The organism is Microbacterium sp. JZ70, assembly GCF_053903225.1.
In genome coordinates this window covers 3,314,445-3,339,737 of sequence record NZ_CP096405.1, presented here as the reverse complement: position 1 = coordinate 3,339,737, position 25,293 = coordinate 3,314,445, and the positions used below count along the sequence as shown (strand labels likewise).

Below are 25,293 nucleotides of genomic sequence, written 5' to 3'. Positions count from 1 at the left end.
GCATCGGCTCAGCGTCGGGAGGCCGCTGCGACCGCCGCGTCGTCGTCGAGGTCGACGTCCTTCGTCTCCTTGCCGATGAGGAGCGCGACGAGCGTGAGCACGCCGGCCGCGGCGAGGTACACGCCGACGAGCCAGGGGTTGCCGCCGCCGAGGGCCCACAGACCCAGCGCGATCGAGGGCGCCACGGCGGCGCCGAGGATCGACGCGACGTTGTACGACACGGCCGATCCGGTGTACCGCACGTTGGTCGGGAACAGCTCGGGAAGCAGCGCGCCCATGGGCCCGAACGTCATGCCCATGAGGAGGAAGCCGAAGATGAGGAACGCCTGCACGAGCGCACCCGTGAACTTCTCCTGGCCCTGCGGCAGGAGGAAGACGACGAAGAGCAGGCCGAACACGATGATCGCGGTCGTGACGCAGATGAGGAGGCGGCGGCGTCCGACCGAGTCGGCGAGCGGTCCCGAGAGCAGCGTGCACAGGCCGAAGAACACGACGCCGATGATCTGCATGAGCACGAAGTCGACGTACGTGAACCCGAGCCCGGGCACGAAGGTCGCGGGGTCGACGCCCTCAGGGGCGGTCGCCGGGCGGGTGCCGTACGCGAGCGTGAAGCTCGTCATGAGGTAGAAGAGCACGTACGTCGCGAGCATGTAGAAGGTGCCCAGGATGAGCGGGCGCCAGTGCGTGCGGACGGTCGCGCCGAGCGGGAACTTCTGGATCGCGCCGGTCTTCTCCGCCTTCGTGAACGAGTCCGACTCGACGAGCTTGAGGCGGACCCAGAGGCCGATGATCACCATGACCGCGGAGAAGAGGAACGGGATGCGCCAGCCCCACGCGAGGAACGCCTCCGATGCGAGGCCGCCCTCGCCGGGCAGGGCGAAGTTGATCACGAGGAAGAGGGTGTTCGCGATGATGAAGCCGATCGGCGCGCCGAGCTGGGGGAACGTCCCGTAGAGGGCGCGCTTGCCGGCGGGCGCGTTCTCGGTCGCCACGAGCGCGGCGCCCGACCACTCGCCGCCCAGCGCGAAGCCCTGCGCGAGCCGCAGGATGAGCAGGAGGAGCGCTGCCCACGCGCCGATGAGCTGGTACGTCGGCAGCAGGCCGATGAGGAAGGTCGCGATGCCCATCGTGAGCAGCGATGCGACGAGGGTCGCCTTGCGTCCGAACCGGTCGCCGAAGTGGCCGAAGACGATCGCCCCGACCGGGCGCGCGAGCATCGCGGCGCCGAAGGTCGCGAACGACGCGAGCAGCGCCGTGGTCTCGTTGCCCGTCGGGAAGAAGAGAGCAGGGAAGACGAGCACGGCCGCCGTCGCGTAGGCGTAGAAGTCGTAGAACTCGATCGTCGTGCCGACGAGGCTCGCGGTGATGACGCGGCCGCGCGTGTTCGCGGGCGTGGCGGCGGCGGGGGCGTCGGGGCTCTGTGCTGCGGTGGATGTCATGGAGATGCCTGTCCGGAGGGAAGACGGCGGCGCGGAGGGCGCTCGCCGGGGAGACGGCGTCGGCGTCGTCGCCGGCTGGATGGCCGTCTCGACGCGCGGACGCGATCGTCAAGTCTACGCGCCCTCAGCAATACGGAGACCGCGACGGCCCCTCGCGCGAAAGGTGCGCAGAGGGGCCGTCGTGCGTGCCGGAGCCGGTGGGCGGAATGCTCAGCCGCCCGAGGGCTCGGATGCGGTCACCAGATGACCGCGATCGTCGCGTTCGCGAGCGTGAGGATGCCGACCAGCCAGAACAGCGCGGGCGGCGTCTGCGCGCCGCGCTTCTGCCGTGCGGAGAGGATGCCGAGGAGCGCGCCGATCACGAGGAGCACGACGAGCTTGACGCCGATCTTGGCGTAGTTCAGGTCGCCGTCCACGCCCCACGGCGCGGCCAGAGCGAGACCCGCGAGACCGGCGATCGCGAGCCCCCAGTGCATGAGCCGCGTGACGTGCGTCCGCCGGTTCGCGACCTCGACGAGCCACGAGCCGAAGAGCGTCGCGAAGCCGACGAGGTGGATGACGATGACGATGCTGCGCAGGATCTCCATGAGCACACCCTACGGGTTTTCTACGATATGTAGAAGGAAGGTCGCCCTCAGCCGCGGAGCGCGCGCAGCGTGAGCGCCGTGCGCAGCGCCGCGTCGGCCGCCTCTGCGCCCTTGTCCTCCTTCGAGCCAGGCAGGCCCGCGCGGTCGAGGCCCTGCTGCTCATCGTCCAGCGTGAGCACGCCGAAGCCGACCGGCTTGCCGGTGTCGAGCGCGACGCGCGTGAGGCCATCCGTCGCGGCGTTCGAGACGAAGTCGAAGTGGGGCGTTCCTCCGCGGATGATGACGCCGAGGGCGACGACCGCGTCCGCGCCCGCCTCGAGCGCCGCCTTCGCGACGATCGGGAGCTCGAACGAGCCCGCCACGCGCACGAGCGTCGACTCGGCGCCCGCCGCGTCGAGGGTGCGCTGCGCCCCTGCGATGAGCCCGTCGGTGATCTCGTCGTGCCACGTCCCCGCGACGATCGTCACGCGCAGGCCCTCCGCCGCGATGCCGCCCTTCTCGGGTGCTCCCTTGCCGCTCACTTCTCTGCTCCTTCGTGCATCTGGGCGACCGCCGCGGCGAGCGCCTCCTCGCCGATCACGTGACCCATCCGGTCGCGCTTCGTCTCGAGGTACTGGTGGTTGTTGGGTCCGACGCCGACGATCAGCGGCACCTGCTCGACGACCTCGAGCCCGAGGGCGCGCAGCTGGCTGACCTTGTCGGTGTTGTTCGTGAGGAGGCGGATGCGCTCGACGCCGAGATCGGCGAGGATGCCCGCGGCCGCCGCGTAGTCGCGCGCGTCGGCGGGGAGGCCGAGTGCCGTGTTGGCATCGACGGTGTCGAGGCCGCGCTCCTGCAGCGCGTAGGCGCGCAGCTTGTTGATGAGGCCGATGCCGCGCCCCTCGTGCCCGCGCATGTAGATGACCACGCCGCCGTCCTGCTCGATCGCGTCGAGCGCGGCGTCGAGCTGCGGGCCGCACTCGCACTTGAGCGAGCCGAACGCCTCGCCCGTGAGGCACTCCGAGTGCACGCGCACGAGCGGCGCGTCGTCGGTGAGGTCGCCCTTGACGACCGCGAGGTGGTCGGTGCCGGTGATCCGGTCCTTGTACGCGAGGAAGCGGAAGACGCCGTGCGAGGTCGGGACGGTGGAGTCCGCGCGCAGGCTCACCTGGCGGCGGAACGGCGTGACGGGCTCCGCCGACGGGTCGTTCTCCTCGAGGTAGGCGATGAGCTGCTCGATCGTGACGACAGGGAGCCCCTCGCGCTGTCCGAGCTCGATGAGGCCGGGGAGGCGCATCATGTCGCCGTCCTCCGCCACGACCTCGCCGATCACCCCGACGGGTGCGAGGCCCGCGAGGCGCATGAGGTCGACCGCGGCCTCGGTGTGGCCCGAGCGCTCGCGGACGCCGCCGGGCACGGCGCGCAGGGGCAGGATGTGGCCGGGGCGGATGATGCTCGTCGGCGTCGACTCGGGGTCGGCGAGGACGTTGACCGTGCGGGCGCGATCGTGCGCGCTGATGCCCGTGGTGACGCCCTCGGCTGCGTCGACGCTCACCGTGTACGCCGTCGACCGCGCGTCCTCGTTGACGGCCACCATGGGCGCGAGGTCGAGGCGGTCGGCCCAGTCCTGGGGCATGGGGGCGCACAGGAAGCCCGAGGAGTACCGCACGGTCCAGGCGATCCACTCGGGCGTCGCGAGCTGCGCCGAGAGGATGACGTCGCCCTCGTTCTCGCGGTTCTCGTCGTCGGCCACGAGGACGGGGCGGCCCGCCCGGAGCGCCTCGAGCGCCTCGGGGATGGTCGACAGCTGACTGGCAAGGCTCATCGCGAGCCTCCTTCGGGGGTGGAGCGGAGGATGACGAAGTCGGCGGGCGGAACGTCGTACGTCGCGAACGACGACTCGTGACCCGTCCCGGCCTCGCGCTGGGCGGTCGCGACGGCCGCGCGGACGGGCGCGGGGGTCGCCTGCTGCGCGCCGAAGGACAGCAGCCGCTGCACGTGGCGCGCGAGGATGTCGGTCTCGAGGTTGACGGCGTCGCCGACGCGGCGCTCGCCGAGGGTCGTCGCCTCGAGCGTCTCGGGGATGAGCGACACCTCGAACCACGGCGTCGGCTCGTGGGCGGGGCTGACGGCGCTCACGGTGAGCGAGACGCCGTCGACCGCGATCGAGCCCTTGTCGACGACGAGGGGCGCGAGCTCGGCGGGGAGCGCGATGCGCACGACGCGCCACTGCTCGCCGGGCCGGACGCCGACGACGGTTCCCGTGCCGTCGATGTGCCCCTGCACGATGTGGCCGCCGAGCCGGCCGCCCGAGGCCGTCGCCCGCTCGAGGTTGACGGGGGTGCCCGTCCGCGCCGCGTCGAGCGTCGACATGTCGAGCGTCTGCTTCATGACGTCTGCCGTGAAGCCCTCGTCCGTCCAGTCCACGACCGTGAGGCACACGCCGCTCACCGCGATCGAGTCGCCGTGGTGCACGTCCTCGATCACGCGCGGGGCGTGGAGCGTGAGGCGCACGCCGTCGCCGGAGGGCTCGATCGCCGTGATGCGGCCGATCTCCTCGATGATGCCGGTGAACATGTCAGCTGCCTCCTTCGGGGGCTTCGGGGGCCGGGCGGGCCACGACGAGGAGGTCGGAGCCGAGGCGGTCGACCTGCTCGACGGCGAGGCGCCGCTGCCGGGAGATGGTGGGGACGCCGATCTCGCCGAGCGCGAGCCGCGGACCGCCGAGGAGGGTCGGCGCGAGATAGACGAGGACGCGGTCGGCGAGTCCCGCAGCGAGGAACGCGCTCGCGAGCGTCGGCCCGCCCTCGACGAACACGCGGTGGAGCCCGCGCTCGTGGAGGTCGTCGAGAACGGCGCGCAGGTCGCGCGTGCGGTAGTGGATCGCCTCGTGCGGATGGCGGCGGATGGCCGCTCCGTCGGGGATGTCGGCGGTGCCGATCACGACGGGGACGGGCTGCGCGGGGTGCAGGGCGTCGCCGTCGCGGGCCGTGAGAGCAGGGTCGTCGGCGAGCAGGGTGCCCGACCCGACGACGATCGCGTCGGCCTGCGCCCGTCGGACATGGACATCCGCCCGCGCCTCGGCTCCCGTGATCCACTGGCTCGTGCCGTCGGCCGCGGCCGCGCGGCCGTCGAGGCTCTGAGCCCACTTGATCGTGACGTGGGGGCGGCCGAGCCGTCGCGCCGTCAGCCACGAGTCGAGAAGCGCATGGGCCTCGGGCGCCATGAGGCCGCTCTCGACGCTCACGCCCGCAGCGCGGAGGCGATCGCCGCCTCCGCTCTCGACGTCGCCCGGGTCGTCCAGTGCGTACACGACGCGCGCGACGCCTGCGGCGATGAGGGCCTCGGAGCAGGGGCCCGTGCGGCCGGTGTGGTTGCACGGCTCGAGCGTCACGACCGCCGTCGCGCCGCGGGCCGCGCCCGGGGCGAGGTGCGAGAGCGCGTCGACCTCGGCATGCGCGGTCCCGGCCCCGTGGTGCCAGCCCTCGGCGATCACATCGCCGTCGGGGGAGAGGATGACCGCGCCGACCTGCGGGTTCCGGCTGCGCGGCCCGCGGCGCGCGAGCTCGAGCGCGCGGGCCATCGCCCGCTGCTCCGCGTTGCTGAACGCCATCCGAACCTCCTGCAGGCACCCCGGGGTTCGCGAACGGCGCCCTCGACGGGCGACGTCACGTGCTGCCTCTCATCCGGACTCGCAGGCTGCGCCTGCATCACCGTCGGTTCCGGAATCCCACCGGATCGGCCCCCGCCATCAGGACGGGGGTTCGCGGACTGTCACCGCCGGTTCGGATTCTCACCGACCCCGGAGCACGTTCTGTGCACTCAGCATAATCAACCGCGACCGTGCGCCGTTATTCCCGGCGTCGTATGCGTCGCCCTATTTCAGCAGGCGCGACAGCCGGCGGTCGGCGAGGACCTTGCCGCCCGTCTGGCACGTCGGGCAGTACTGGAAGTCGGTGTCGGCGAAGAAGACGCTGCGGATGGTGTCTCCGCAGACGGGGCAGGCCTCTCCCGATCGCGCGTGCACGGCCATCCCGCGCCGCTTCGCGTCCTTGAGATCGGCCGGCGGCTTGCCCGAGGCCGTCGCGACGGCATCGGCGAGGGTCGCGCGGAGCGCGTCGTAGAGGCGGTCGACCTCGGCGTCGTCGAGGTTCGCCGCGAGCGCGTAGGGCGACATCCGCGCGGCATGCAGGATCTCGTCGGAGTAGGCGTTCCCGATGCCCGCGATCACGGACTGGTCGCGCAGGAGCCCCTTGATCTGCGTGCGGCGCCCGCGCAGCAGCCCGGCGAGAGCGTCGCGGTCGAAGCCGTCGCCCAGCGGATCGGGGCCGAGGCGCGCGATGCCGGGCACGTCGCCGATGGCCCGAACGACGTACACCGCGAGCGACTTCTTCGTGCCGGCCTCGGTGAGGTCGAAGCCCGAGCCGTCGTCGAACGCGATCCGCAGGGCGATCGGCGAGCGGCCCGGCTTGATCACGGTCGCCGGCAGCGTCTCGTGCCAGCGCAGCCATCCGGCCTTCGCGAGGTGGAAGATGAGGTGGAGACCGCCGTCGAGCTCGAGGTCGACGAACTTGCCGTGGCGCTGCGCGTCGCGCACGCGGGCGCCGACGATCGCGTCGATCGGAGGATCGTAGGTCTTGAGCGCCGCGATCGCGGCCACCTGGGCCTTGACGACGGCGCGCCCCGACGTGCGCTCGCGCAGATAGCGCACGAGCCCCTCCACCTCCGGCATCTCGGGCATGCCGCCATCCTCGCACCGCGCACGGACATCCGTCACGGGCTGGACAGGGCGACGCCGATGCGACACTGGATCCGTGATCGCCGACCTCGCGCTGCTGCCCGTCGTCCTCGAGTCCCGCCTGGGGGAGGTGACGCTGCGCGCGGCCCGCGAGGAGGATCTCGACGCGCTCATGGCGCTGCTCGCGGACGACGAGGTGAGCGCCGCGCGCGGCGACGTCGCCGCGGAGGAGGACCGCCCCGCCTACGCGGCCGCGCTCGCGGCCATCCAGGCCGACCCCGCGAACACGCTGCTCGTCGCGGAGTCCGCCGATGGCGCCCTCATCGGGACGCTCCAGCTCACCCGCATCCCGGGAATGGCCCGTCGCGGCGCGACCCGGCTGCTCGTCGAGGCCGTTCGCGTGCGCTCCGACCTGCGCTCATCGGGCGTCGGCTCGGCGATGATGCGGTGGGTTGTCGATGACGCGGCGCCGGCGCTCGGCTGCGCACTCGTGCAGCTGACCTCGGACTCCGCGCGCGCCGCGGCGCACCGCTTCTACGAGCGCCTCGGATTCGTCGCCTCGCACGTGGGCTTCAAGTACCGCGTCGTGTAGGCGCACCGGCACGCCCGTCGCCCGGACGCGCTCGTCGCCCGGGACAGAACGCAGGAGTTTCTGCGGGGCGGCGAGCAGCGGCCCCGAGAATCCGCGCCTCGTCGGCGGCTGCGCGCGCGAAGTTCCTGCGTTGTGTCCCGCTCCCCGCGCCGACGCGTCGTGCACAGACGGCGTGTTGGGGCGAAGATCTCCACAGGTCCGACTCTCGCGTCTCCCCGCCGCTGTCGCCACGGGCACGATGCCGTCATGGCAGGAGGCAGCACCGCCCAAGCGCGGAAGAAGGCGCGGAGGTCGCCGAGGTCGTTCTCCTTCGCCGCGCTGCGCGCGCGGGGGATGAGCCGAGGGACGATCCGGCGCAGGGTCGCGGAGGGCGAGTACGTGCGCGTGCGGCGAGACGTGTACGTCGAACGCGGGGAGTCGGACGACATCCTTCGGGCAGCGCGGGTCGGAGGCCGACTGGACTGCGTCTCGGCGATGCGGGAGCGGGGCGTCTTCGTGCGCGAGCGCGGAGGACTGCACATCCAGGTGGATCCGCGCAGCGGCCGACTCGCATCGCCCGAGGATCGCGAGCAGCGCCTCGCGGCAGTGCACGGCGTCGTCGTGCACTGGCGGGACGATCCGGCGCCCGACCACGACCTCCTCGCCGACCCCGTCGCCTCTGTCGCGCGTGCCGTGCGCTGCCAGCATCCGCGCGACGCCGTGGCCACGATCGACAGTGCTCTCCACCTCGGGGTGATCCGCGCTGATCAGATCGACGCGCTGTTCGCGCTCCTCCCTGCGCGCTGCGCCGCGCTGCGTCCGCTCATCGACGGCCGGGCGGAATCCGGCGCCGAGTCGCTCGCGCGCCTGGCGCTCCGCGTGCTCGGCCGGTCGATCGACCTCCAGGTGCGCATCGACGGGGTCGGCCGCGTCGACCTGCTCGTCGACGGATGGATCGTCGTCGAATGCGACGGCAAGGCGTTCCACGAGAGCTGGGCGGCCCAGCTGGAGGACCGCCGCCGCGACCTCGCGCTCGCCGCGCGCGGCTACGCGTGCGTCCGGGTCTCGGCGATGACGGTGTTCGAGGAGCGGCACGTGCTCGCCTGGCGGTCCGCGGGCTCCTGCGCGCTCGCCGCTGAGCGACCGCCGGGACAGAACGCAGGAGATCCGTCCGTGCAGAGGCCATCAGCACGCGGGATCATGCGGCCGTCGGCGACGCGGGCTGAGAGGACTCCTGCGCTGTGTCCCGGCAGCCCTCAGCGCAGAGCGGACGAGGCCGCGGTGCGCGGACCGGAGACCCGGATGGGCCGCCGACGGCGCCGGCGGATCGACAGCGACGCGGTCCTCGGCTCGAGCACCGGCCATTCGACGGGGGAGCGGTCGTCGCTCGCCACGAGGCCCGCGATCCACGCGTCCTCGCGCTCGGCGGAGGCGCGGATGCCGCGGCGCCGCGTGCCCTCGAACCGGAACCCGAGCGAGCGCGCGAGGCGGGCGGACGGCTCGTTCCCGGCGACCGCGTGCCACTCGATCCGCTCGAGGCGCATGGGACCGAGGGCGAAGTCGACGACCGCGCAGCCGGCCTCGGCGCCGTAGCCGCGCCCGCGCGCGTCAGCGGAGATCCAGTAGCCGAGCTCGGCCGAGCCGTCCCCGATCCGGTGCAGGCCGATCATCCCGACGAGACCCTCGGCGTCGTGGATCGCCCAGGTGATCTCCTCGCCGGCGCTGCGCCGCTCGGCGCAGAGCGCGACGAACTGCTCGGCGTCCTCCCGCGTGTAGGGGGACGGCACGTTCGTCCACCGCTGCACCTCGGTGTCCTGGCAGGCGAGGTGGATGGCCTCGACATCGTCCTCGGTCGGCGGCGTGAGAGTCAGGCGGGCGGTCCGCAGCATCAGCGCGTCACGCACGGCGCAGCAGTCCGACGCGGTCGTACACGGTGCTCAGGGTCTCGTCGGCGACGGCCGCGGCCTTCTCGGCGTTGACGGCGAGCACGCGGTCGAGCTCGGCGGGGTCGTCGAGCAGCTCGAGCGCCCGCGCGCGGACCGGCTCGAACTCGGCCACGACGACGTCGCGCAGGCCCTTCTTGAAGTCGCCGTACCCGCGGCCGGCGTACTCGTCCTCGATCGAGGGGATCTGACGGCCGGTGAGGGCCGCGTAGATCGTGAGGAGGTTCGAGACGCCGGGCTTGCCCTCGCGGTCGTAGACGACGACGCCGTCGTTGTCGGTCACGGCGCGCATGATCTTCTTGGCCGTGACGTCGACGTCGTCAAGCAGCCACAGCACGCCCGCGTGCGACTCCGCCGACTTCGACATCTTCGCCGAGGGGTTCTGCAGGTCGTAGATGCGCGCCGTCTCGGCCTGGATCACCGGCTCCGGCACGCGGAACGTCTCGCCGTAGCGCGCGTTGAAGCGCTCGGCGAGGTCGCGCGTGAGCTCGACGTGCTGCTTCTGGTCGTCGCCGACCGGGACGACGTGCGTCTGGTAGAGCAGGATGTCGGCGGCCATGAGCACGGGATACGTGAAGAGGCCGACGCTCGTCGCGTCGGCGCCGTAGCGCTGCGACTTGTCCTTGAACTGCGTCATGCGGCCGGCCTCGCCGAAGCCGGTGATCGTGGAGAGGATCCAGGCGAGCTCGGCGTGCGCGCGCACGTGCGACTGCACGTACAGCGTCGACCGCGACGGCTCGATGCCGGCCGCGATGTACTGCGCGGCCGTGCGGCGGGTCTTCTCGCGCAGCTCGGCCGGATCGTTCGGCTGGGTGAGCGCGTGCAGGTCGACGACCGAGAAGAACGCGTCGTACGTGTCCTGCATGTCGCGCCACTGCAGGAGAGCCCCGATGTAGTTGCCGATCTGGAGCGAATCGGCCGACGGCTGCATTCCCGAGTAGAGGCGCGCTTTCTGAGTCACCGGACGATTCTAGACGCCGTCAGACCCCCGGAGCGTGCGTCTCGATCGCGACGATGCCCGCTCCGGGGTTCGTCGCCGAGAGGTGCACGACCGCGAAGGCGCCGGGGTCGAGGCCCGCCGCGCTCTCGAGATGGGGCCCGTGGACGGTCCCGGTCGCGAGCGCCAGCTCCCGCATGAGCGCGGGGATCACGGGCCGATGGCTGCAGATGACGGCGGGCTTGCCCGACCGCACCCGACGGCCGACGACCTCGCGGGCATCCGCCGTGCCGGCATCCCATGCGTCCTCGCTGATGAGCGGTGTCTCGACGATCCGGCGGCCGATCGCCTTCGACAGCGGCGTCACCGTCTTCACGCACCGCTCGGCGTCGCTCGAGACGATCTTGCGGACGCCGAACGCGCGCAGCGCCCCGACGATCGCCTTCGCCTGCTCCTTGCCGCGGGTCTGCAGCGGACGGGCGGCGTCCTCGCCGCCCCATTCGTCGCGCGCGACGGCCTTCCCGTGCCGCAGCACGACGACCGGGAACGTGCGGAGGCTCGCGGCGCGGCGCAGCCGCTCGAAGCGATCGAGGATGTCCTGGTCGACCGGGTAGCTGAGGCGCTTGCGCGCCGCGCCGACGGTGACCCACTCGAGCCCGGCGATCTCCTTGTTCGGCACGAACGTGCTGGCGCGGATGGCCTCCTGCGTCGCCTCGGCGGCCCAGTAGTGCACGATCTTCTCGCGTCCGGACGGCTGGATGTAGACCGACTGGCCCACCGACGGGCCGAGCGACACCCGCAGGCCTGTCTCCTCGTGGATCTCGCGCACGGCGGTCTCCGCGAGCATCTCTCCCGGATCGAGCTTGCCCTTCGGGAGGGAGATGTCGCGGTACTTGCCGCGGTGCACGAGCAGGACGAGGAGCTCGCCGTCGAGCTCGCGCCACACCACGCACCCGGCGGCGTACACGGGTCGATGCGCTGACGTCATCGAGTCGCGCGCGGACGCCGTCGTCGCTGGATCGCTGCCATGGTCTTATCCTGCACGTCGGCGAGGGGCTTGCCGTTCTCATCGAGGTGGTGGCGCGTCCACACGCCCTCGGCGCCGAGGTGCCAGGTCGCGCTCGCGTCATCCATCCCGAGGTCGAAGAACGCCTGCAGCTCCTTGATGTGCTGCGGCTTCGCGACCCGGACGAGCGCCTCGACGCGGCGGTCGAGGTTGCGGTGCATCATGTCGGCGCTGCCGATGTAGACCTCGGGGTCGCCGTCGTTCGCGAACGCGAAGATGCGCGCGTGCTCGAGGTAGCGGCCGAGCACGCTGCGGACGCGGATGTTGTCGCTCACGCCGGGCAGATCCACGCGGAGGCTGCAGATGCCGCGGACCCAGACGTCGACCTGCACGCCCGCGAGCGACGCGCGGTAGAGCGCGTCGATGATCTGCTCGTCGACCATCGAGTTGACCTTGATGCGCACGTGCGCGGGCTTGCCGGCCAGCGCGTTGCGGCGCTCGCGCTCGATGAGGCGCAGGAGGCCCTTGCGGAGATGGAGCGGCGCGACGAGGAGGCGCTTGAACTTCTTCTCGATCGCGTACCCGCTCAGCTCGTTGAACAGGCGGGTGACGTCGCGCCCCACATCGGGGTCGCACGTGAAGAGGCCGAGGTCCTCGTAGATGCGGCTCGTCTTGGGGTTGTAGTTGCCCGTGCCGACGTGCGTGTAGTGGCGCAGCAGGCCCTTCTCCTCGCGGATGACGAGAGCGAGCTTGCAGTGGGTCTTGAGCCCGACGAGGCCGTAGACGACGTGCACGCCCGCCTTCTCGAGCTTGCGCGCCCACTCGATGTTGTTGGCCTCGTCGAAGCGCGCCTTGACCTCGACGAGCGCGAGCACCTGCTTGCCGGCCTCGGCCGCGTCGATGAGCGCCTGCACGATGGGGCTGTCGCCCGAGGTGCGGTAGAGCGTCTGCTTGATCGCGAGCACGTGCGGGTCGCGCGCGGCCTGCTCGAGGAACGCCTGCACGCTCGTCGCGAAGGACTCGTACGGGTGGTGCACGAGCACGTCGCCCTTGCGGATGGCTCCGAAGATGTCGGCGCGCGCGTGCTTCGAGTCCGCGTCGGCGGGCTGGAAGGCGAGCGGCGTCACGGGCAGGTGCGGCTTGAACTTCAGCTCGGGCCGGTCGATCTTCCCGAGGCTGAAGAGCGACCGGAGGTCGAGCGGAGACGGGAGGCGATAGACCTCCTGCTCAGAGATGTCGAGCTCGCGGATGAGCAGGTCGAGGGTGACGTCGTCCATGTCCTCGGTGATCTCGAGGCGGATGGGCGGGCCGAATCGGCGGCGCAGCAGCTCCGCCTCGAGCGCCTGGATGAGGTTCTCCGACTCGTCCTCCTCGATCGTCACGTCCTCGTTGCGCGTGAGGCGGAACGCGTGGTGGTCGAGGATCTCCATCCCGGGGAAGAGGTCGGCGAGGTTCTCGGCGATGAGGTCCTCGAGCGCGAGGTAGCGGATGCTGCCGGGCGCGTCGTCCTTCGCGGGAACCTGCACGAGGCGGGGGAGCATCTGCGGCACCTTCAGGCGCGCGAACTCCTCGCGCCCCGTGCGCGCGTTGCGGATGCGGATGGCGAGGTTGAGCGACAGGCCCGAGATGTACGGGAACGGGTGAGCCGGGTCGACCGCGAGCGGCATGAGCACGGGGAAGACCTGCGCCTGGAAGTACTCGTAGAGGTCGGCGCGCTCGCTGTCGGTGAGCTCGTCCCAGCGGACGAAGTCGATCCCGGCCTCGGAGAGCGCGGGCTTGAGGTCGTCGTTCCAGACGGCCGCGTGGCGCGCCTGCAGCTCGTGCGCGAGCTCGGAGATGTTGGAGAGCACCTTCGCGGGCGCCGTTCCGACGTTCGTCGGGACGGCCAGGCCCGTCACGATGCGCCGCTTGAGGCCCGCGACGCGGACCATGAAGAACTCGTCGAGGTTGCTCGCGAAGATCGCGAGGAAGTTCGCACGCTCGAGGAGCGGGAGCGCCGGGTCCTCCGCGAGCTCGAGCACGCGGTTGTTGAACGCGAGCCAGCTGAGCTCCCGGTCCATGAAGCGATGCTCGGGGAGGCTCGCATCGGGGGCTTCCACGATCTCGTCGAAGTCGTCGTCCTCGGTGTCGAAGCCGGGGTCGACCAGGGGCGCATCCGTCATGTGCCTATCCTGGCACCCGCGGGTGTCGCGCGTGTGAACGGGCGGCGCGTCAGGCCTTCCGCGCTCCCTGCGCCGGCGCGTCCTCGTCGTCCTCCGAGACGTTGAACCGATAGCCGACGTTCCGCACGGTGCCGATGAGCTGCTCGAGGTCGCCGAGCTTCGCGCGCAGGCGCCGAACGTGCACGTCGACCGTGCGGGTGCCGCCGAAGTAGTCGTAGCCCCACACCTCGCTCAGCAGCTGCTCGCGCGTGAACACCCGCGAGGGGTGGGTCGCGAAGAAGTGCAGGAGCTGGAACTCCTTGTACGTGAGGTCGAGCGGCTTCCCGTGCACCTTGGCCGAGTACGAGGCCTCGTCGATCGTGATGCCCGAGGTCTGGACGCGGCTCGAGGTCTCCTCCGCGGTGCGCCGCCCCACCACGAGGCGGATGCGCGCATCGGCTTCGGCGGGGCCGGCCGTCGCGAGGATGACGTCGTCGACACCCCAGTCGGGGGAGACGGCCGTCAGGCCGCCCTCCGTGACGATGAGGACGAGGGGCGCGTCGATGCCCGCCGTGTTCAGGATCTTGCAGAGCGCCTTCGCGCCGACGAGGTCGGTGCGCGCGTCGAGGAAGATCGCGTCAGCGCTCGGTGCGTTCACGAGCTGAGCGGCCTCCGCGGGGATCTGTCGCACGCGGTGGCTGAGGAGCTCGAGTGCGGGCAGCGCAGAGGCTCCGCCGGGGGCGGAGCTGAGCACGAGGAGCTGAGCCAAGCGAGGTCCTTTCGCCGGCGGCGGGTGCCACGCCGTGCTTCCGATGATAGGGGCAGCCGAAAGTGCGGCGAGACGCCTGCGCGCGCGGCACGCCACCGTGGATCCTGTCGTCAGGGGCCGCGATCGGCGATGATGGAGGGCGTGACCGAACCCGTGCTCGTCCCGCGCAGATTCCCGGTCGGCCTGGCCGTGACCTGGGCGTTCGCCGGCGTGGTCGCGATCGCGATCGGCATCTTCGTGGCGCCCGCCGATCGGTTCGGATGGTTCGCCGTCGGCGCAGGCGCCGCCCTCCTCGTCGCGTTCGCCGCGGAGCTGCGCCTCGGTCGCGCCGAGGGGTTCATCTCGCGGGTCGCCGCCGCGGCGGTCGGCGGGGTCGGGATCATGGGCGTCGTGTCCGCGATCTTCGCGCTCGCCGCGATCGTCCCCGGCTGAGCCCTGCGCGGTCGCCGGGGCGCGCCGGGAGGACTAGAGTGGTGCCATGGATCTCGTCGCCCTCGAACTGTTCTTCGTCGGCCTGCTGGGCCTCGCGAGTCTCGCGATCGCCTTCTGCTCCGGCGCAGTGATCGTCAACCTCTTCCGCGGCCAGCGCTGAGCCGGGGCGGAGCCTCGTGATCGAGATTCCGACCGACCTGCCTGCCGACCTCGTCCCGCTCTCCTGGCTCATCGGAGTGTGGGAGGGGACGGGCGTCATCGACTACCGCGTCGGGGATGCCCACTACGAGGGCGAGTTCACGCACCGCGTCAGCTTCAGCCATGACGGCGGTCCGTACCTCAACTACTCGGCCACCGCATGGCTCGCGCCCGAGGGCGAGCGCCCCGCGCAGCAGCTCGTCGCCGAGACCGGCTTCTGGCGCCTCTCGCGTCCCGCGACCGCTGCGACGCCGGGGCCCGGCCTTCTCCCTGCGCTCGAGACGGAGCCGACTCGGACGGCCGACGACGTCGAGCGCCTGCGCACAGCGGGCGGCGGCTTCGAGATCGAGGTCAACCTCGTGCACGCGGACGGCGTGAGCGAGCTCTACCTCGGTCAGGTCAAGGGGCCTCGCATCGACATCGCGACGGACGCGGTCGTCCGCACCGCCGGCGCGAAGCACTATGCCGCCGCGACGCGGATGTACGGCCTCGTCGACGGACACCTCCTGTGGGCGTGGGACATCGCGGCGCTGGGCCGCGAGCTCGGGTCGCACGCCTCCGCGCGCCTCGCCCGCACACAGTAACCCCTGCGAGCGCAGCGAGCCGCTCTCGGTCGTTGAGCGAGCGGAGCGAGTCGAAACGCGAGCGCAGCGAGCCGCTCCCGGTCGTTGAGCGAGCGGAGCGAGTCGAAACGCAGAGCGCAGCGAGCCGCTCCCGGTCGTTGAGCGAGCGGAGCGAGTCGAAACGCAGAGCGCAGCGAGCCGCTCTCGGTCGTTGAGCGAGCGGAGCGAGTCGAAACGGCGCGGCGCCTCTGTTCGCGCCGTGCCCGAGAATGGGAGCATGACCGATCCCTTCGCCCAGATCCCCGGGGCCGTGCTCTCGGATGACGGCGTCGCCCATTTCGGCGACCCCACGCGGGAGCAGCGCGCCCTCGCCCAGGGGGAGGCGATCGTCCCGCGCGGCGACCGTGCCGTCGTGGCGGTCTCGGGGCCCGAGCGGCTGACGTGGCTCGACTCCATCACGTCGCAGGCCGTCGCGCGCCTCGCGCCCGGCGTGAGCACCGAGCTGCTCGTTCTCGACCCGCAGGGCCACGTCGAGCACGCGGCGGCGGTGATCGACGACGGCGCGACCGCATGGCTCATCGCCGACGCGGCGGATGCCGCCGGACTCGCGAAGTGGCTCGGCATGATGCGCTTCCGCGCGCAGGTCGAGGTGGCCCTGCGCCCCGACCTCCGCGTGGCCGGCTTCGTGCGCGGCGGGGGCGCGGAGCACGCGCTCGCCGACGCGGCCGCCCGGCCGAACGGCGTCGCGCTGGTCTGGCAGGACCCCTGGACGGGGGTGAGCGCGGGCGGATGGCAGTACGCGCGCACCGAGGAGCATCCGGGCGCCGCGCACGCGTGGGCCGAGGCCATCCTCGAGGAGAGCGTGTGGGCGGACGCTGCAGCGCTCCCGGTCGCCGGCCTGCTCGCCGCGGAGGCGCTGCGGATCGCGGCCTGGCGCCCGCGATGGGCCGCCGAGGTCGACGAGCGGGCGCTGCCGCACGAGAGCGACTGGCTGCGGTCGGCGGTGCACCTCGCGAAGGGCTGCTATCGCGGCCAGGAGACCGTGGCGAAGGTGCACAACCTCGGCCATCCGCCGCGTCGACTGGTGATGCTGCATCTCGACGGCAGCGACAGCGTGCTCCCCGAGCGGGGTGCGCGCGTGCTCGCGGGCGAGGCCGAGGCCGGGCACGTCACGTCGTCGGCGTGGCATCACGAGCTGGGCCCGATCGCGCTCGCGATCGTCGCCCGCCGCATCCCGGAGGGGGAGACGCTCGCGGTCGAGGCCGACGGCGTGCGCGTCGCCGCGGCGCAGGAGGTCATCGTGCCGGGCGACGCGGGCGCGACCGCGGAGGTGCCGCGCATCACGCGCCTGTCGCGCCGCCCGCTCGCGCAGTGACGGCGTAGCGTCGGAACGTGCCCGAGCCGCGTGACGCCCCCGAGACCTCGCCACTGACCGCGGCGATCCCCGTCACGTGGCGCCGCCGCCTCTCCCTGCGGCCGGGGCTCGAGCGCGTGCGCGACTCGGGGGCGGCGATCGCCCAGATCGTCATCGCGGCCACGGGCGCCTTCCTCCTCGCGCACTATCTCCTCGGCCACGAGGCGCCCCTGCTCGCGGCGACGGTGTCGATCTCCTCCCTCGGCCTCGCGCGCGACGCGCGACCGCGCAAGGTCGTCGAGACGGTGCTGGGCATGCTCACGGGCATCCTCATCTCCGAGCTGCTCCGCCTCGTCTTCGGCTCGGGGCCGTGGCAGCTCGCGCTCACGCTCGCCGTCACGCTCCTCGTCGCGCGCTTCCTCATGCCCTCTCCGCAGTTCGCCGTCGCGGCGGCCATCCAGTCCGCGATCGCGATGGTGCTGCCGGCCGGGCCGCTGCCGTTCCTCCGGCTCGCGGATGGGGCGATCGGCGGGGCGCTCGCGATCGTCATGACCGCGCTGCTGCCGCGCAACCCGATGAGCACCGAGCTGCGCGATGCCCGCGTGCTGTTCGCGGCGCTCGACGCGGCGATGGGGCGCGTCGTCCAGGGGCTCCGACGCGGCGACGCCGTGCGGGCGGATCGCGGGCTCGAGAAGGCGCGCGGGCTGCAGGGCGATGTCGACGCCTGGCGCACGTCGCTCGAGTCGGCGCAGGCGGTCTCGGCGCTCTCGCCGTTCCTGCGCTCGCGCCGGATCGAGCTCGCCCGCCACGCGCGCGTCCTGCAGAGCGTCGACCTCGCCGCCCGGAATCTGCGCGTCGTCGCGCGGCGCGCGGCCTACGTCGTGCGCGACGGCGAGCCGCGTCCGGCGATCGCCGAGCCGCTCGCCGAGCTCCAGCGCGCGGCGGGCGTCGTCGCGCACGCGCTCGAGGACATCTCCGCCGAGCCCGCGGCGCGAGAGGCGCTCCTCGCGATCGCGCGGCGGCTCGATCCCGCGGCGATGATGCCCGACGCGTCTCAGGGCGAGCTCGCGCTGCTCGCGGCGCTGCGCCCGTTCGCGGTCGACCTGCTCGTCGCGAGCGGTCTCACCCACGCCGAAGCGGCAGCGGCCATCCCGCGCATCTGATCGCGTCGCGCCTCACGCGGGCGCGACGGCCGCCCAGGGCACCGTGAGCTCGCCGAGCCGCCACCGCCGCCGGGTGCCGACGACATCCCACCCGCCGCGGCGCATCGCCTCGACCGTCGCGATCCAGCGCTGCACAGGGCCGAAGGGGGAGAGGTGCGCGGCGCGCTCCCATTCGCCGTCGAGCGCCTGCAGGAACGCGTGCACGCGCTCTCCGGGCACATTGCGGTGGATGAGCGCCTTCGGCAGCCGCTCGGCGACGATGCCGGGGCGCTCGAGATCGGCGAGCCGCAGCGAGACCGTGAAGCGGACGGCCTCTCCGGTCGGCGCGACGTCGACCCACGCGCAGACGCGGCCGAGCTCGTCGCAGGTGCCCTCGATGAGGACGCCGCCGGTCGCGAGGCGCTCGGCCATCCGGCGCCACGCCGCAGCGACCTCGTGCTCGTCGTACTGCCGCAGCACGTTGAACGCGCGCACGACGGCAGGCCGCCGCCCGCCCTCCGTCGGGATCTCGAATCCACCGCGTGCGAACGAGACCGCGATGTCGGGCGCGAACACGGTGCGCCCCGCGCGGACGTCGGCCAGCTGCGCCCGCGCGCGCTCGACCCGCTCGAGGTCGATCTCGAGACCGCGCACCTCGACATCCGCGCGTGCGCGACGCAGGCGCGCGGCGAGCTCGAGCGCCGTCACGCCGCTCGCGCCGAAGCCGAGGTCCACGACGAGCGGGTCGCCCGCGCCGAGGAGCGCGGGGTGCTGCGCGATCCAGCGGTCGACGCGCCGCAGCCGGTTCGTGCCGGTCGTGCCGCGGGTCGGTCGGCCCTCGGTCGTCGGCATGCCTCCATTCTCGCGCGAACGCACGGGGGCCGCGGCATCGGGCCTCGCGCCGCCTCGGTAGCATGTCAGGTATGACGCACACCCTGATCCTGCTCCGCCACGGGCAGAGCGACTGGAACGAGAAGAACCTCTTCACCGGATGGGTCGACGTGCGGCTCACGGAGCAGGGGAAGGCCGAGGCCCAGCGCGGCGGCGAGCTGCTGAAGGAGCAGGGCGTGCTGCCCGACATCCTCCACACCTCCGTGCTGAGCCGTGCAATCCAGACGGCGAACATCGCGCTCGACGCGGCCGACCGCCTCTGGATCCCGGTCAAGCGCTCGTGGCGCCTGAACGAGCGCCACTACGGCGCTCTGCAGGGCAAGGACAAGGCGCAGACGCTCGCCGAGTTCGGCGAGGAGAAGTTCATGGAGTGGCGTCGCTCGTTCGACGTGCCGCCGCCCGTCATCGACCCCGAGGACGAGTACGCCCAGACGCACGACCCGCGCTACGCCGGGATCGACGGCGAGATCCCCGGCACCGAGTCGCTCAAGATCGTCATCGACCGCCTGCTGCCGTACTGGGAGTCGGAGATCGTGCCCGACCTCGCAGCCGGCAAGACCGTGCTCGTCACGGCGCACGGCAACTCGCTGCGCGCGCTCGTGAAGCACCTCGACGGCATCAGCGACGACGACATCGCTGGCCTGAACATCCCGACGGGCATCCCGCTCGTGTACGAGCTCGACGACGACATGAAGCCGACCGGCCCGAGCCGCTACCTCGACCCGGAGGCCGCAGCGGCCGGCGCCGCAGCGGTCGCCGCCCAGGGCAAGAAGTAGCGCGAGAACGACGAAGCGCCCCGCCGACCGGCGGGGCGCTTCGTCGTTCTCGGGTCAGACGCCCGGCGTGCGGTCCACGACCTCGATCTCGGGGTCGGCGGAGCCGGTCCAGTCGCCCGTGGCGAGGTAGACGATCTTCTTCGCGATCGAGACCGCGTGGTCGCCGAAGCGCTCGTGGTAGCGGCTCGCGAGAGCGGCGTCGATGACGTGGCTCGCGTCGCCCGCGAACGCCTCGCTGAGCACCTTCTCGTAGACGGTCGCGTGGAGCTCGTCGATGACGTCGTCGGCGTCGCGGATCTGCGCGGCGTAGGCGAGGTCCTGCGTGCGCAGGAGCTCGACGAGCGTGCGCGCGACCTCGACGTCGAGCTTGCCCATCTTCACGAACGTGCTCTTGAGGCCCTTGGGGATGGCGCGCTCGGGGAAGCGGGAGCGGGCGAGCTGCGCGATGTGCTCGGCGAGGTCGCCCATGCGCTCGAGCGACGCGCTCGTGCGCAGCGCGCTCACGATGATGCGGAGGTCGCGGGCGACGGGCTGCTGCATCGCGAGCGTGTCGATCGCGAGCTCGTCGACCGAGAGGGCCAGCTCGTCGATGCGGACGTCATCGGCGATGACCTCCTCGGCGAGGGCGACGTCGCCGTTCTCGAAGGCGATGGTGGCCTTGTCGATGGCCACCGTGACCAGCTCGGCGATCTCGACCAGCCGGTTCTGGATGTCCTCGAGGGCCTGGTGGAAGACTTCGCGCATCTGGCGAACCTTTCGTCGGTTTCGGGTCTCGGCCGCGCAGCGGCGGCTTCTCACACTGGCCTGTGCGCCTCGCGATTGTCATGCGCGAAGGTGAACGGCCGGTGCCCGGTCGGTGAACAGTGCGTCGGGGCGGCGCCCCGACGAGCCCATTCGTCCAGAGGGGCTCTCGGCTGCACTCTACTCTGGAGACATGGACTCCACGCAGCTCGCGCTGCTCGCGCTCGCCGCAGGGATCATCCTCGGCGTCGGCGTGACCCTGATCGTGGTGCTCGCGTTCCGCGCCAGGGAGCGGGCGCTGCGCGAGCAGAGCCTCGCGCTTCCGCCGGCGCTCACGGCCGCGCTCGACGCGATCGACGACGCGACGGCCGTGATCGACTCCTCGGGCGCCGTCGTCTCGGTCTCGGCATCGGCGACGTGGCTCGGCCTGACTCCGGGGCAGGGGCTCGAGCAGCCCGAGCTCCGCGAGCTCGTGAAGGCCGCACGCGGGCTCGGCTCCTCGACCGAGTCGCAGACGCTGCGCATCCGCCGTGGCCGGATCTCCGACGACACCCGCCTCGTCGTCGCGCGCGCGACGGCGATCGCCGACCGGCTCACGCTGCTCATCGTGCGCGACATCTCGGAGCAGGAGCGCCTGCAGCAGATGCGGCAGGACTTCATCGCGAACACGAGCCACGAGCTGAAGACGCCGGTCGGGGCGATCGGCCTCCTCGCCGAGGCGATGGAGTCGGCCTCCGATGATCCTGAGCAGGTGCGCCGCTTCGCCGCGCGGATGTCGGCGGAGGCGCAGCGCCTCGGCCAGCTCACGGGGCGCATCATGAACCTGTCCAAGCTGCAGGCCGCGGACGAGCTCACCGAGGTCGGCGACGTCGCGATCGACGAGGTCGTCGCCGCTGCCCTCGAGCAGTACCAGGTGCAGGCCGAGTCGGCGGATGTCGCGCTCGTGCGCGGCGGCGACCGCGGGCTCTTCGTGCGCGGCTCGGCGACCATCCTCGTCGAGGCGCTCGGCAACCTCGTCGCGAACGCCATCGCGTACTCCCCGCGCGGCTCGCGCGTGGGCATCGGCGTGCGCGGAACCGCGGAGGCCGTCGAGATCGCCGTGACCGACCAGGGCATCGGCATCGCGGAGGCCGACCAGCAGCGCGTGTTCGAGCGCTTCTACCGCGCCGACCAGGCGCGCTCGCGCCGCACGGGAGGCACCGGCCTCGGCCTCTCGATCGTGAAGCACGCGGTGAATCGGCACGGCGGCGAGGTGCGGCTCTGGTCGCAGCCCGATCGCGGGTCGACGTTCACCATCAGGCTCCCGCGCACGGAGGCCCCGCTCGTCGGCGCCGAGTCCGCGAAACGCAAGAGGAAGGGCGCCCGCGCGGTCGACGCCGCGTGACGAGGCGCCACGGAAGGAAAGAGAACGAATGACGCGTGTTCTGCTCGTGGAGGACGAACCCGACCTCGCCGACCCGCTCGCCTACCTGCTGCGGCGCGAGGGCTACGAGGTCGAGATCGCCGAGGACGGAGACGCCGCGCTCGCGGCGTTCCGGGACCAGGAGCCCGACGTCATCCTGCTCGACCTCATGCTCCCCGGGATGCCGGGCACCGAGGTCTGCCGCCAGGTGCGCACGACGTCGGCCGTGCCGATCATCATGCTGACCGCCAAGGACTCCGAGGTGGACATCGTCGTCGGGCTCGAGCTCGGCGCCGACGACTACGTCACGAAGCCGTACTCGGCGCGCGAGCTCCTCGCGCGCATGCGGGCGGTCATGCGCCGCTCGCTGCAGGCGGAGGCCGACCTCGACGAGCGCGTGCTCGAAGGCGGCCGCGTGACGCTCGACATCGACCGTCACACGGTGTCGGTGGACGGCGAGCAGATCAACATGCCGCTCAAGGAGTTCGAGCTGCTCGAGGTGCTCATGCGCAACGCAGGCCGTGTGCTCACGCGCGGCCAGCTCATCGACCGCGTGTGGGGCAGCGACTACTTCGGCGACACGAAGACGCTCGACGTGCACATCAAGCGCATCCGCTCGCGCATCGAGAAGGTGCCCAGCGAGCCGGTCATGCTCGTGACCGTGCGCGGCCTCGGCTACCGCTTCGAGGGCTGACCCCAGGACGCGAAGAAGGGCCGAGCGGGAGGATCTCCGCTCGGCCCTTCTTCACGCCATCGGGCGTCGGGTCAGTGGCCCTCTTCGCCGTGCTCGGCGGGGGCTTCCTTCTCGCAGTCGCTCGCGCCGCCGCCGGGCACGAGGTCGGCGAACTGCTCGAGGCAGCCGTCGAGCACCGGGACCTCGGTGAGGACGCCCTCGGCGTCGCCGGACTGGAAGTAGACGGGGAGCGTCGAGCCCGCGGGGGAGTCGATCGCGTCGAGCAGCAGCGGCTCGGTCTCCTCGGTGCCGAGGCTCACGACGCTCTCGGCCGGGATCCGCACCGTCTCGCGCTCGTCGCCCCACTCGAGCGTGAGGGTCGCGGCGCTGTCGGTGCGGTTGACGAGCGCGGCGGCGAGGTTGCCCTGGTCGCCGTCCTTGTCGGCGATGATGACCGCGTTGCGGATCTCGACGGGCGCGCCCTCGGCATCGGGGACGTTCACGCCGTCCGACGCGGAGTACTTGATCGTCGTCGCCTGCGACGTGATGGCCTGGCAGCCCGTGGCTCCCAGGATGACGAGGCCGGCAAGGGCGGCGGACGCGAGTGCGCGCGTGTTCACGGATCCTCCAGATGCTGCGGCGTCGCCCGTCGGCAGACGCTCCCACGCCATTCTAAAGGGATGGCGTGCGGGCCCGTGATCACGCGGATGGCGTGGCATGCGGGCCGATGCCGCGCGAACCTTAGTGCATCGCGAGCTGTGATATCCTTGAGATCGCCGAAAGGACACAATTCTATGCTTTTTGAGGTTGGCGAGACGGTCGTGTACCCCCATCACGGGGCGGCGACGATCACCGAAGTCAAGACTCGCGTCATCAAGGGCGAGGAGAAGATCTACCTCAAGCTGAACGTCACGCAGGGCGACCTCGTCATCGAGGTCCCCGCAGAGAACGTCGACCTCGTCGGCGTGCGCGACGTCATCGGCCAGGAGGGGCTGGACAAGGTGTTCGAGGTGCTGCGCGCCCCGTTCACCGAGGAGCCGACGAACTGGTCGCGCCGCTACAAGGCGAACCTTGAGAAGCTCGCCTCGGGCGACGTCATCAAGGTCAGCGAGGTCGTGCGCGACCTGTGGCGCCGCGACCAGGACCGCGGGCTCTCCGCCGGCGAGAAGCGGATGCTCGCCAAGGCCCGCCAGATCCTCGTCTCCGAGCTCGCGCTCGCGGAGAAGGTCGAAGAGGAGAAGGCCGCAGAGCTCCTCGACGAGGTCCTCGCGAGCAGCTGACGCGCGATCGATCGGAACGGCCCGGTTCACCTGAGGTGAACCGGGCCGTTCCGCGTCCGGCGGGTACCGTGGGGGTGTGAGCACCGTCACGCCGTCGCCCCGTGTCGCCGTCATCGTCGTCGCCGCCGGATCCGGCACGCGCCTCGGCGCCGGCGCGCCCAAGGCCTTCGTCGGGATCGACGACCACACGATCCTCCGGCACTGCCTGGACCGCGTCTTCGCCGCCCGGACCGCTCAGGTCGTCGTCGTCGCGCCCGAGGAGCGGGTCGGCGAGGCGCTGACCGACGCGCAGGAGGCAGCGGGCGCGCGCCGTGAGCTCGTCTCGGTCGTGGCGGGCGGGAGCACCCGCCAGCAGTCCGTCGCGGCGGGTCTCGCCGCGGTCTGGCCCGACGTCGAGATCGTGCTCGTGCACGACGCGGCGCGCGCGCTCGCGCCGGCCGAGCTCATCGACCGGGTCGTCGACGCCGTCGAGCGGACCGGATGGGGCGTCGTGCCCGTTCTCCCGGTCGTCGACACCATCAAGCGAGTCGACGGCGAGCTGATCACGGGGGTCGTCGACCGCTCGGAGCTCGCGTCTGCGCAGACCCCGCAGGGCTTCCGGCGCGACATCCTCGAGACGGCCTACCGCGTGGCGGGCGAGGAGCACACCGACGACTCGGCCCTCGTCGCGGCCGCAGGCCACCCGATCGCGTCGGTCGAGGGCGACGCGCGCGCGTTCAAGATCACGACGCCGGCCGACCTGCAGCGCGCGCGGACTCTCATCAGTCCGGCCCCGGCCGGCCCCGCCCTGCCCCGCATCGGCGTCGGGACGGACGTGCACGCATTCGGCGGCGAGGGCGCGCTCTGGCTCGCGGGCCTCGAGTGGCCGGGCGAGCCCGCCCTCTCCGGCCACTCCGACGGGGATGCCGTCGCGCACGCGATCGTCGACGCGCTGCTCTCCGCTGCAGGCCTGGGCGACATCGGCTCGCGCTTCGGGACCGACCGCCCCGAGTTCGCCGGCGCGCACGCCGCCGCGTTCCTCGAGGACACCCGCGCCTACCTGGCGGCCGAGGGGTGGACCATCGGCAACGTCTCGGTGCAGGTGCAGGCCGCACGGCCGCGCTTCGCGCCGCGGCGCGCGGAGGCCGAGGCGGCGCTGTCCGCCGCGCTCGGCGGCGCGCCCGTGACGGTGTCGGCGACGACGACGGACGGCCTCGGGTTCACGGGCGCCGCGGAGGGCGTGCAGGCGTTCGCGGTCGCCCTCGTGCACCGCGCGTGAGTCGCGCGCGTCAGAGCGTGCGCGTCATGAAGGTCGAGAGCGGGTCGAGGACGTAGTCGTCGAACGGCCCGCATTCGACGAAGCCCTCGCTCGCATACAGACCGCGCGCCGGGGCGAACGCGGCGTCGCTGCCGGTCTCAAGCCACAGCGACGCCATCCCGCGCGTCCGCGCCTCGGCGATGATGTGCCGCAGAACGGCGCGGGCGACGCCGCGGCCGAGGTGCGTCTCGGCGGTGCGGAACGACTTGAGCTCGCCGCGCTCGTCGTCGAGGCGCTTGAGCGCGCCGATGCCGGCGATCTGATCGTCGATCCACGCCGACCACAGCGTGACCGACGGGTGCCGCAGCCCGTCGAGATCGAGCGCGTGGACGCTCTCGGCGGGTGTGCCGGCGTGCATGCCCGCGAGGTGGATGGCCGCGAGCGCCTGGGTCGCGGGGTGGGTCAGGTCGTCGACGCGGATGTCGATGGTCATG

At 72.2% G+C, this 25,293-nt stretch carries 26 protein-coding genes and 1 riboswitch; of the genes, 10 read left to right on the top strand and 16 right to left on the bottom strand.

Features of this window, described 5'->3' with window-relative positions; translation table 11 throughout:
- Positions 1-8 precede the first annotated feature (8 nt).
- The 7 genes from M1D46_RS15405 to M1D46_RS15375 all read right to left on the bottom strand — a co-directional run bounded on the left by M1D46_RS15405 (position 9) and on the right by M1D46_RS15375 (position 6,746).
- Positions 9-1,439, bottom strand: a complete 1,431-nt coding sequence (locus M1D46_RS15405; protein ID WP_456285991.1) for an MFS transporter — start codon at positions 1,437-1,439, stop codon at positions 9-11.
- A 236-nt stretch (positions 1,440-1,675) separates the two neighbouring features.
- On the bottom strand, positions 1,676-2,026 hold the full coding sequence (locus tag M1D46_RS15400) for a Fe-S protein (protein ID WP_271173607.1): 351 nt from the start codon (positions 2,024-2,026) through the stop codon (positions 1,676-1,678).
- 47 nt (positions 2,027-2,073) lie between these two features.
- On the bottom strand, positions 2,074-2,547 hold the full coding sequence (gene ribH / locus M1D46_RS15395) for a 6,7-dimethyl-8-ribityllumazine synthase (protein WP_456285990.1): 474 nt from the start codon (positions 2,545-2,547) through the stop codon (positions 2,074-2,076).
- A complete protein-coding gene (gene ribA / locus M1D46_RS15390) occupies positions 2,544-3,830 on the bottom strand; it encodes a GTP cyclohydrolase II (protein ID WP_271173605.1) in 1,287 nt (428 codons plus the stop codon). The genes ribH and ribA overlap by 4 nt, the downstream gene beginning before the upstream one ends.
- Positions 3,827-4,582, bottom strand: coding sequence for a riboflavin synthase (locus tag M1D46_RS15385; protein ID WP_456285989.1), 756 nt, complete (start codon positions 4,580-4,582; stop codon positions 3,827-3,829). Before M1D46_RS15385 ends, ribA begins: the two co-directional genes overlap by 4 nt.
- Position 4,583: 1 nt before the next feature.
- Positions 4,584-5,618 (bottom strand): bifunctional diaminohydroxyphosphoribosylaminopyrimidine deaminase/5-amino-6-(5-phosphoribosylamino)uracil reductase RibD, encoded by a 1,035-nt coding sequence (gene ribD, locus M1D46_RS15380; protein ID WP_456285988.1) that lies wholly within the window; start codon positions 5,616-5,618, stop codon positions 4,584-4,586.
- Between the two features lie 55 nt (positions 5,619-5,673).
- Positions 5,674-5,820: riboswitch (FMN riboswitch) on the bottom strand.
- A gap of 62 nt (positions 5,821-5,882) precedes the next feature.
- Positions 5,883-6,746 (bottom strand): Fpg/Nei family DNA glycosylase, encoded by an 864-nt coding sequence (locus M1D46_RS15375; protein WP_456285987.1) that lies wholly within the window; start codon positions 6,744-6,746, stop codon positions 5,883-5,885.
- A gap of 73 nt (positions 6,747-6,819) precedes the next feature.
- On the opposite strand from M1D46_RS15375, the gene M1D46_RS15370 reads away from it, so the two are divergent.
- Positions 6,820-7,335, top strand: a complete 516-nt coding sequence (locus tag M1D46_RS15370) for an N-acetyltransferase family protein (RefSeq protein ID WP_456285986.1) — start codon at positions 6,820-6,822, stop codon at positions 7,333-7,335.
- Between the two features lie 1,235 nt (positions 7,336-8,570).
- Here M1D46_RS15370 and M1D46_RS15365 read toward each other — a convergent pair.
- The 5 genes from M1D46_RS15365 to M1D46_RS15345 are packed head-to-tail and all read right to left on the bottom strand — an operon-like array spanning position 8,571 to position 14,110.
- Positions 8,571-9,203, bottom strand: a complete 633-nt coding sequence (locus M1D46_RS15365; protein WP_421075441.1) for a GNAT family N-acetyltransferase — start codon at positions 9,201-9,203, stop codon at positions 8,571-8,573.
- A gap of 7 nt (positions 9,204-9,210) precedes the next feature.
- On the bottom strand, positions 9,211-10,188 hold the full coding sequence (gene trpS, locus M1D46_RS15360) for a tryptophan--tRNA ligase (RefSeq protein WP_456287180.1): 978 nt from the start codon (positions 10,186-10,188) through the stop codon (positions 9,211-9,213).
- Positions 10,189-10,237: 49 nt separating this feature from the next.
- On the bottom strand, positions 10,238-11,182 hold the full coding sequence (locus M1D46_RS15355) for an NUDIX hydrolase (protein ID WP_324014120.1): 945 nt from the start codon (positions 11,180-11,182) through the stop codon (positions 10,238-10,240).
- Positions 11,179-13,362 (bottom strand): RNA degradosome polyphosphate kinase, encoded by a 2,184-nt coding sequence (locus M1D46_RS15350; RefSeq protein ID WP_455969452.1) that lies wholly within the window; start codon positions 13,360-13,362, stop codon positions 11,179-11,181. The genes M1D46_RS15355 and M1D46_RS15350 overlap by 4 nt, the downstream gene beginning before the upstream one ends.
- Before the next feature lie 49 nt (positions 13,363-13,411).
- On the bottom strand, positions 13,412-14,110 hold the full coding sequence (locus M1D46_RS15345; protein WP_421075442.1) for a response regulator transcription factor: 699 nt from the start codon (positions 14,108-14,110) through the stop codon (positions 13,412-13,414).
- A gap of 141 nt (positions 14,111-14,251) precedes the next feature.
- On the opposite strand from M1D46_RS15345, the gene M1D46_RS15340 reads away from it, so the two are divergent.
- The 4 genes from M1D46_RS15340 (at position 14,252) to M1D46_RS15325 (ending at position 17,820) form a co-directional block, all read left to right on the top strand.
- Entirely contained in the window at positions 14,252-14,542 is a 291-nt protein-coding gene (locus M1D46_RS15340; RefSeq protein ID WP_271173595.1) for a hypothetical protein, read from the top strand.
- Positions 14,543-14,718: 176 nt separating this feature from the next.
- Entirely contained in the window at positions 14,719-15,324 is a 606-nt protein-coding gene (locus M1D46_RS15335) for a nitrobindin family protein (protein ID WP_324014123.1), read from the top strand.
- 256 nt (positions 15,325-15,580) lie between these two features.
- Positions 15,581-16,678: a CAF17-like 4Fe-4S cluster assembly/insertion protein YgfZ gene (gene ygfZ / locus M1D46_RS15330; RefSeq protein WP_456285985.1), complete on the top strand. Its 1,098-nt coding sequence runs from the start codon at positions 15,581-15,583 to the stop codon at positions 16,676-16,678.
- Between the two features lie 17 nt (positions 16,679-16,695).
- A complete protein-coding gene (locus tag M1D46_RS15325; protein WP_324014125.1) occupies positions 16,696-17,820 on the top strand; it encodes an FUSC family protein in 1,125 nt (374 codons plus the stop codon).
- Positions 17,821-17,832: 12 nt separating this feature from the next.
- Here the strand turns inward: M1D46_RS15325 and M1D46_RS15320 are convergent, their stop codons facing one another.
- Positions 17,833-18,651: a class I SAM-dependent methyltransferase gene (locus M1D46_RS15320; protein ID WP_456285984.1), complete on the bottom strand. Its 819-nt coding sequence runs from the start codon at positions 18,649-18,651 to the stop codon at positions 17,833-17,835.
- A gap of 71 nt (positions 18,652-18,722) precedes the next feature.
- Between M1D46_RS15320 and M1D46_RS15315 the strand changes: the two genes are divergently transcribed.
- Positions 18,723-19,466 (top strand): phosphoglyceromutase, encoded by a 744-nt coding sequence (locus tag M1D46_RS15315; protein ID WP_271173590.1) that lies wholly within the window; start codon positions 18,723-18,725, stop codon positions 19,464-19,466.
- A 54-nt stretch (positions 19,467-19,520) separates the two neighbouring features.
- On the opposite strand, the gene phoU is transcribed toward M1D46_RS15315, so the two are convergent.
- A complete protein-coding gene (gene phoU / locus M1D46_RS15310; RefSeq protein WP_271173589.1) occupies positions 19,521-20,210 on the bottom strand; it encodes a phosphate signaling complex protein PhoU in 690 nt (229 codons plus the stop codon).
- A 190-nt stretch (positions 20,211-20,400) separates the two neighbouring features.
- Here phoU and M1D46_RS15305 point away from each other — a divergent pair, with 190 nt between their 5' ends.
- Entirely contained in the window at positions 20,401-21,591 is a 1,191-nt protein-coding gene (locus M1D46_RS15305) for a sensor histidine kinase (protein WP_324014127.1), read from the top strand.
- Between the two features lie 28 nt (positions 21,592-21,619).
- Positions 21,620-22,303 carry a response regulator transcription factor gene (locus M1D46_RS15300; protein ID WP_271173587.1) on the top strand — a complete coding sequence of 228 codons (684 nt, stop codon included), beginning with the start codon at positions 21,620-21,622 and terminating at the stop codon, positions 22,301-22,303.
- A gap of 71 nt (positions 22,304-22,374) precedes the next feature.
- Here M1D46_RS15300 and M1D46_RS15295 read toward each other — a convergent pair whose 3' ends face one another.
- On the bottom strand, positions 22,375-22,902 hold the full coding sequence (locus tag M1D46_RS15295; RefSeq protein WP_456285983.1) for a DNA modification methylase: 528 nt from the start codon (positions 22,900-22,902) through the stop codon (positions 22,375-22,377).
- A gap of 174 nt (positions 22,903-23,076) precedes the next feature.
- Here M1D46_RS15295 and M1D46_RS15290 point away from each other — a divergent pair, with 174 nt between their 5' ends.
- Positions 23,077-23,562 (top strand): CarD family transcriptional regulator, encoded by a 486-nt coding sequence (locus M1D46_RS15290; RefSeq protein ID WP_271173585.1) that lies wholly within the window; start codon positions 23,077-23,079, stop codon positions 23,560-23,562.
- Positions 23,563-23,638: 76 nt separating this feature from the next.
- A complete protein-coding gene (ispD, locus tag M1D46_RS15285; protein ID WP_456285982.1) occupies positions 23,639-24,820 on the top strand; it encodes a 2-C-methyl-D-erythritol 4-phosphate cytidylyltransferase in 1,182 nt (393 codons plus the stop codon).
- Positions 24,821-24,830: 10 nt separating this feature from the next.
- On the opposite strand, the gene M1D46_RS15280 is transcribed toward ispD, so the two are convergent.
- Complete coding sequence (locus M1D46_RS15280) at positions 24,831-25,292, bottom strand: GNAT family N-acetyltransferase (RefSeq protein ID WP_456285981.1); 462 nt, start codon at positions 25,290-25,292, stop codon at positions 24,831-24,833.
- Between the last annotated feature and the right edge of the window lies 1 nt (position 25,293).

Coding starts and splice junctions, on each gene's coding strand:
- M1D46_RS15320 (WP_456285984.1), bottom strand. CDS start 18,651: ATGCCGACGACCGAGGGCCGACCGACCCGCGGCACGACCGGCACGAAC.
- M1D46_RS15355 (WP_324014120.1), bottom strand. CDS start 11,182: ATGACGTCAGCGCATCGACCCGTGTACGCCGCCGGGTGCGTGGTGTGG.
- M1D46_RS15305 (WP_324014127.1), top strand. CDS start 20,401: ATGGACTCCACGCAGCTCGCGCTGCTCGCGCTCGCCGCAGGGATCATC.
- M1D46_RS15375 (WP_456285987.1), bottom strand. CDS start 6,746: ATGCCCGAGATGCCGGAGGTGGAGGGGCTCGTGCGCTATCTGCGCGAG.
- M1D46_RS15280 (WP_456285981.1), bottom strand. CDS start 25,292: ATGACCATCGACATCCGCGTCGACGACCTGACCCACCCCGCGACCCAG.
- M1D46_RS15300 (WP_271173587.1), top strand. CDS start 21,620: ATGACGCGTGTTCTGCTCGTGGAGGACGAACCCGACCTCGCCGACCCG.
- trpS (WP_456287180.1), bottom strand. CDS start 10,188: ATGCAGCCGTCGGCCGATTCGCTCCAGATCGGCAACTACATCGGGGCT.
- M1D46_RS15315 (WP_271173590.1), top strand. CDS start 18,723: ATGACGCACACCCTGATCCTGCTCCGCCACGGGCAGAGCGACTGGAAC.
- M1D46_RS15400 (WP_271173607.1), bottom strand. CDS start 2,026: ATGGAGATCCTGCGCAGCATCGTCATCGTCATCCACCTCGTCGGCTTC.
- ribD (WP_456285988.1), bottom strand. CDS start 5,618: ATGGCGTTCAGCAACGCGGAGCAGCGGGCGATGGCCCGCGCGCTCGAG.
- M1D46_RS15290 (WP_271173585.1), top strand. CDS start 23,077: ATGCTTTTTGAGGTTGGCGAGACGGTCGTGTACCCCCATCACGGGGCG.
- ribA (WP_271173605.1), bottom strand. CDS start 3,830: ATGAGCCTTGCCAGTCAGCTGTCGACCATCCCCGAGGCGCTCGAGGCG.
- M1D46_RS15365 (WP_421075441.1), bottom strand. CDS start 9,203: ATGCTGCGGACCGCCCGCCTGACTCTCACGCCGCCGACCGAGGACGAT.
- ygfZ (WP_456285985.1), top strand. CDS start 15,581: ATGACCGATCCCTTCGCCCAGATCCCCGGGGCCGTGCTCTCGGATGAC.
- phoU (WP_271173589.1), bottom strand. CDS start 20,210: ATGCGCGAAGTCTTCCACCAGGCCCTCGAGGACATCCAGAACCGGCTG.
- M1D46_RS15350 (WP_455969452.1), bottom strand. CDS start 13,362: ATGACGGATGCGCCCCTGGTCGACCCCGGCTTCGACACCGAGGACGAC.
- M1D46_RS15405 (WP_456285991.1), bottom strand. CDS start 1,439: ATGACATCCACCGCAGCACAGAGCCCCGACGCCCCCGCCGCCGCCACG.
- M1D46_RS15385 (WP_456285989.1), bottom strand. CDS start 4,582: ATGTTCACCGGCATCATCGAGGAGATCGGCCGCATCACGGCGATCGAG.